General features: G+C 67.7%; 5 protein-coding genes. 4 read left to right on the top strand and 1 reads right to left on the bottom strand.

The window, feature by feature from the left end; translation table 11 throughout:
• The first annotated feature begins 676 nt into the window (after positions 1-676).
• Together AB0H88_RS52470 and AB0H88_RS52465 are read left to right on the top strand one after the other, a co-directional pair.
• Positions 677-1,270: a DUF4158 domain-containing protein gene (locus tag AB0H88_RS52470; RefSeq protein ID WP_357657732.1), complete on the top strand. Its 594-nt coding sequence runs from the start codon at positions 677-679 to the stop codon at positions 1,268-1,270.
• A gap of 585 nt (positions 1,271-1,855) precedes the next feature.
• Complete coding sequence (locus AB0H88_RS52465; protein ID WP_357657731.1) at positions 1,856-2,197, top strand: helix-turn-helix domain-containing protein; 342 nt, start codon at positions 1,856-1,858, stop codon at positions 2,195-2,197.
• Between the two features lie 62 nt (positions 2,198-2,259).
• Here the strand turns inward: AB0H88_RS52465 and AB0H88_RS52460 are convergent, their stop codons facing one another.
• Positions 2,260-3,183, bottom strand: coding sequence for an alpha/beta hydrolase (locus tag AB0H88_RS52460; RefSeq protein ID WP_357657729.1), 924 nt, complete (start codon positions 3,181-3,183; stop codon positions 2,260-2,262).
• A 195-nt stretch (positions 3,184-3,378) separates the two neighbouring features.
• Here AB0H88_RS52460 and AB0H88_RS52455 point away from each other — a divergent pair, with 195 nt between their 5' ends.
• Together AB0H88_RS52455 and AB0H88_RS52450 are read left to right on the top strand one after the other, a co-directional pair.
• Positions 3,379-4,248: a helix-turn-helix domain-containing protein gene (locus AB0H88_RS52455; RefSeq protein WP_357657727.1), complete on the top strand. Its 870-nt coding sequence runs from the start codon at positions 3,379-3,381 to the stop codon at positions 4,246-4,248.
• A gap of 4 nt (positions 4,249-4,252) precedes the next feature.
• On the top strand, positions 4,253-4,642 hold the full coding sequence (locus AB0H88_RS52450) for a DUF2255 family protein (RefSeq protein WP_357657726.1): 390 nt from the start codon (positions 4,253-4,255) through the stop codon (positions 4,640-4,642).
• The last annotated feature ends 497 nt before the right edge of the window (positions 4,643-5,139 follow it).

Below are 5,139 nucleotides of genomic sequence, written 5' to 3'. Positions count from 1 at the left end.
AGCCCAGAACCCACTGCCGCAGACACTGACCGCTTAACCTGCAGAAACAGGATCACGCGAAGATCCACTCATACACCACGTCCGTGGACGTGACCGCTGGGCGAGCAAGCCCCGGCCTTGACCAGGCCGGATAGCGTACGTGGGTTGCCATCGCCACCATGCAGACCAGGCGCGCGTTAGGCCGCCGGCAGAGGATCTTGGTGCCAACTTCGTGGCAAATCAAAACCGGGAGTGGCAAACCTACAGGACGACTTCGCGGCAATCTTCACCCAGGAACAGCTCTGAGCGCTTCACTCCAAGGCCGCTCTCCCATGCATCGAAACTTGCGGGAATTCTACCTTCCCGCAAGTTGTCAAGATCCTCCGCGACGCAACAGATCGTAATTATTGAATTTGAATTTCTAGAAAATAGAAAATGCTAGGGTCTGAGCGTGACGGCCGAGACGGGCGGGCGTGGGAACCGTGCGGCTCGCATCCGAAGGGGCGAGGATGCCCGACGATGTGACCGCGGCGCCGGCCGCAGCGGTGGCCACCCCTTGCGGGGCGGCACACGCTACTTGGGGTGCCGTTAGCCGACGTGTCACCGGCCGCCAAACCTCGAAGATCCCTAGCCTGACCTTCTGTCATGCCGAAGCGCCTGGCGCGGATCTATGGGCATGGAACGTCCGCCGCTTGGCATGGATGAACTCATCGAGCACTGGACTGTGCTGAGCGATGAGGTCGGCCTGGTCAGTGCGAAGCAGGAAGGCACTCGTCTGGCCTTCGCGCTGCTGCTGAAGTACTTCACTCAGCACGGGCGCTTCCCGCGCGGGCGGGCGGAGTTTCCTGACGAGGTGGTCGACTACGTCGCGAAGCAGACCAAGACGTCGGCCAGCAGCCTGGGCTTGTACGACTGGACAGGCCGGACGATCGAGCGTCATCGCGGCGAGATTCGCGACCATCTCGGCTTCCGAGATTGCTCGGTCGTCGACGCCGACAAGCTGACCGACTGGCTGGCCGTGAACGTCGTGCTCGCCGAACGACAGCCCGACCGGGTCCGCGAGGAACTGCTCAAGCAGTGCCGGGCCGAACGGATCGAGCCGTCCTCGCCGGGGCGGATCACTCGGATCGTACGGTCGGCTCTGCACTACGCGGAGCAAACATGGCAGCACGGCTGGATACGGCGACGGCGGCCCGGGGGCTCGCCCTGGTGGCCGCCGACAACACCGCGGTGGAGACCGAGGAGAGCGATGACGATCTGGACGAGGATGAAGGCTCGGTCCTGTCGCTGATCAAGGCGATGCCGGGCAAAGTGAGCCTGGATTCGATGCTGACGGAGATCCGGAAGCTGAACGCGATCCGGGCCATCGAACTTCCGGCCGGGTTGTTCGCCGACGTGGCGCCGAAAGTGCTGGGCGGGTGGCGCTTCCGCGCCGCGGTGGAGTCTCCATCGCACCTGCGCCGGCGGGCCCGCAACGCGCCGGAGGCGACGGTCACCTTGCTGGCCGCGCTGCTGGTGGAGCGGGAACGTGAGGTCACCGACGCCCTGGTCGACCTGCTGATCGCCACGGTGCACCGCGTGGGCGCCCGCGCCGAACGCAAGGTCACCGAGGAGCTCATCAACGCCTTCGAGCGGGTGTCAGGCAAGGAGAACCTCTTGTTCACCATCGCCGACGCCTCGCTGGCCGCGCCGGACGGCAGGTGCGCGAGGTCGTCTTCCCCGCGGTGCGGGGTGGCGAGCAGACGCTGCGCGAGCTGGTGCACGAGTTCAAGACCAAGTCGGCGCCGACTGGTGGCGCAACCCGGATGAGGACCTGTCGGCCGACTTCGAGTCACGTTGCCGAGCACTCGCGAGCTGCGACAGCCTGCGCGAGGAGATGACCAGCGCCCTGGCAAAGCTGGACTGGGTGGAGATCAGCGACCGCAATGCGGGAGCGATCAAGCTCACGCCGATCGAGGCGCTCATCGTGGAAGGCACCCACGAGGGCCTGGCCGCCGCCCGCGCCCGCGGCCGGCGCCTAGGACGCCCGCCAGCCATGACCCCCGAACAGATCCGTCACGCCCGCGATCTGCTCACCCGGCCGGAGAACACCGTCTCCTCCATCGCCCGCCTACTCGGCGTCAGCCGCTCGACCATCTTTAAGTACGTCCCCGAACTCGCGACAGGTCGCTCTGCCGTCGAACGGCCAGCGCAGGCCGAGCTGGAAGTGGGAAGCTGATTCCGTAGCTCAGGGCCTATTCCCGGGCTATGAAACGTTGGTTAACGGCACCCCAATGCTCATCAGTCGGTGGTGAGGTGGGTGGTGAAAAAGTCGGTGAGCTTGTCGACGGCGGGGTCGATGTACTCCTTCTTGTCGTAGAGGTCGACGTGGCTGGCGCCCTTGATCCAGTGGATCTCCTTGGGGCCGGTGGCGCGCTGGTGGGCCTCGACGGCCATCCAGGCGGTGACGGCGCGTTCGCCGATGATCTGAAGGATGGGGCGGGGGCCGATCAGCGAAACAGCGACGAAGGCGTCATGGAAGGCCATCCTGTCGATGCTCTCCCAGGCGAGGGTCTTCGCGGAGCGCTCGTGGTGGCCGCGCGGGGTGCAGTAGTACTCGAAACCTTCGACACCGTGCTGGCCGCCGAGCGCGCTGGCCTGCTCGGCGGTCTCCGGGAACATGGTCATCGTGGCAGGGTCCTCGCCGCGTGCGGCGGCGCTGCGGGCCGTTGCGGCGGCGTCCAGCAGGGCCTGGAAGACAGCCGGATCCTGGGTGCCGTCGGCGCCGAGACGGAACTGGCGGGCGGGTTCGGCGGTGGACACGGTGGCCACGGCCTTGACGCGGTGGTCGCCGCCGGTGGCGGCCAGCGAGTAGCTGCCGGAGGCGCAGATGCCCAGCAGGCCGATCCGGTCGGCGTCGACCTCGTCGAGAGTGGTGAGGTAGGAGACGGCGGCCTTGAAGTCCTCCACCCGCTGGGCGGGGTCCTCCAGGCCCCGCGGCAGACCGCCGGACTCGCCCTGGTAGGCGGCGTCAAAGGCGAGGGCGACGAAACCGCGCTCGGCCATCAGTTGCGCGTACGTGCCGGAGGTCTGTTCCTTCACGCTGGTGCCGGGGTGACCGACCACGAGCGCCGGCCGCGGACCCGACGCCGGCGTGTCGGGGGTGTAAAGGTGGCCGGCGAGCGGGATGCCGGCGCTGTCGAAGCTGACGGTGGTCCTGGCCATGAGGCACTCTCCCTGAGACGGTGATGACGTGTCGTAACGCACCCGCGCGGCGGACCCGGGGTCCGCACCCCGCCGGGCACACATCCACCTTCGGCCAGTCTCCACACGAGCGGGAGAGCCAGGTTTCTGCCTGGGAAAGAACTTGCCCCCTCACACATGTGCCGTGGCCGTCGCGGCGCAATGACACTTAAGAGCATGACTTCAGACTCCGACTCCCGGGCGCTGGGAGCCTTCCTCAAGGCCCGCCGGGCCCAGCTGACACCGCGGGAGTGCGGCCTTCCCGAGACGGACTCCGCCCGCAAAGTCGCTGGACTACGTCGCGAGGAGGTCGCCCAGCTCGCCGCCATCAGCGTGGACTACTACACACGACTGGAACAGGGCCGCGTCCGGGCATCCGTACCTGTGCTCACCACCCTGGCCCGCGCCCTGCGCCTCGACGACGACCAGCAGACCTACCTCTACGAACTCGCCGGCCGAACCGACGCCCGCCCACGCCGACGCCGGCCCGCCCAACGCCTGCGTCCCGCCATGCGACGTCTGCTCGACCAGCTCACCGAAACCCCCGCGCTCGTCCTTGGCAAACGCCTGGACATCCTGGCCTGGAACCCCGCCGCCGCAGCCCTCTACACCGACTTCGCCGCCATCCCGGCCCATCGGCGCAACTACCTGCGGCTGCTGTTCACGAACCCGGTAGTCCGGCAGCTGCACCAAGACTGGGCCCACGACGCCCGGGAAGCCGTCGCCGCGCTGCGCATGGAGGCCGCGGCCGACCCCGACGATCCCGACCTCGCCCAGCTCGTCGGCGAACTGTCCCTCCAGGACCCTGACTTTCGCGCCTGGTGGGCCGAACACCGTGTCAACAGCGCCAGTTACGGCACCAAGCACTACCGCCACCACCTGGTGGGCGACCTCACCCTCGACTGCGACACCTGGGCCAGCCCCGACGGGTCCGTACAGCGGCTGATGATCCTGACCGCCGAACCCGGCAGTCCCTCCCACGACGCCCTGCGCATCCTCACCTCATGGACCACCCACAACCGAGCACCGACCGGACGGAGGGCCTGACGCGATGACCACCTGGACACCCGAAGATCTCGCCCTTCTCGCCGGATCCGAATTCCTCGTCCTGACCGCCGGAGATGACGGTCACCTCGGCGTGGAGATCGGTATGGTCCTGGTCCGCGGCGAGCTGTTTGTCCGCGCCTACAGAGGGGTCCGGTCCCGCTGGTACCAGGCGGCGCAAAAGGAAAGCCACGGACAGATCCGGATGGGGGCCGTCACCCGCGACGTCCTCCTGGAAACTCGGGATACCACGCCCGCCTCCGAGATCGACGCCGCCTACCGGAGCAAGTACGGACAGGCCGCCGGCGCCCTCGCCGCGAGCCCTGCGGCACACGCCGCGACGATACGGATCGACCCGGCATCCTCATCGAACGGCGCCACGGGCCTGGTCCGCTGACGGAACGGGGCCCTGGGCAACGTCAGCGCGTAGCAGGGCACGCTCACCACCGAGCAGTCCGGCGAGACTGCTCGCCAGGTTGAGAGTGCCAAGGCGTGTGAGCCGCCTGCTCGACGTGGCCGTTCCGGGACCGTTCTACGCGCCTGGCTGTGTGAGCAAGGCCAGGAAGTTCACCGATGGCATCAAGAACGCCTCTCTCGACCCGTTAGGAGAATTGGTAGGGGCCGGTCGATCTTCCCCGGAGGTCAACCGCAACGAAGCCGGAACTGGCGACCTCGCGCCGCGGCCCATGACACGTCGGTTAACGGCACCCCTACTTCGGTGATCGGTTCGTCATGGTGATGGGGCCGGGATGACCGGATCAAGCGCGGCGAGGGATGTCGAGTAGCGGCGCAGCAGCAGGTCGCCGGTCTCCCCGGCTGCTTCTGCCGCGGCCTTCAGCAGGCGGGCGGCCAGTTCCGTAAATGCCGGCAGGTCCGGGCCAGGTGCCGGGCGGC

This window comes from Nonomuraea sp. NPDC050680, from assembly GCF_040654555.1.
In the GTDB taxonomy this organism is placed as follows: domain Bacteria; phylum Actinomycetota; class Actinomycetes; order Streptosporangiales; family Streptosporangiaceae; genus Nonomuraea.
Note: the sequence above shows the minus strand (reverse complement) of the source record. Positions and strands in the feature narration are given on the sequence as shown.

Excerpts from the sequence above, each read along its gene's own strand:
- AB0H88_RS52470 (WP_357657732.1), top strand. The coding sequence starts at position 677 with ATGGATGAACTCATCGAGCACTGGACTGTGCTGAGCGATGAGGTCGGC.
- AB0H88_RS52465 (WP_357657731.1), top strand. The coding sequence starts at position 1,856 with ATGACCAGCGCCCTGGCAAAGCTGGACTGGGTGGAGATCAGCGACCGC.
- AB0H88_RS52460 (WP_357657729.1), bottom strand. The coding sequence starts at position 3,183 with ATGGCCAGGACCACCGTCAGCTTCGACAGCGCCGGCATCCCGCTCGCC.
- AB0H88_RS52455 (WP_357657727.1), top strand. The coding sequence starts at position 3,379 with ATGACTTCAGACTCCGACTCCCGGGCGCTGGGAGCCTTCCTCAAGGCC.
- AB0H88_RS52450 (WP_357657726.1), top strand. The coding sequence starts at position 4,253 with ATGACCACCTGGACACCCGAAGATCTCGCCCTTCTCGCCGGATCCGAA.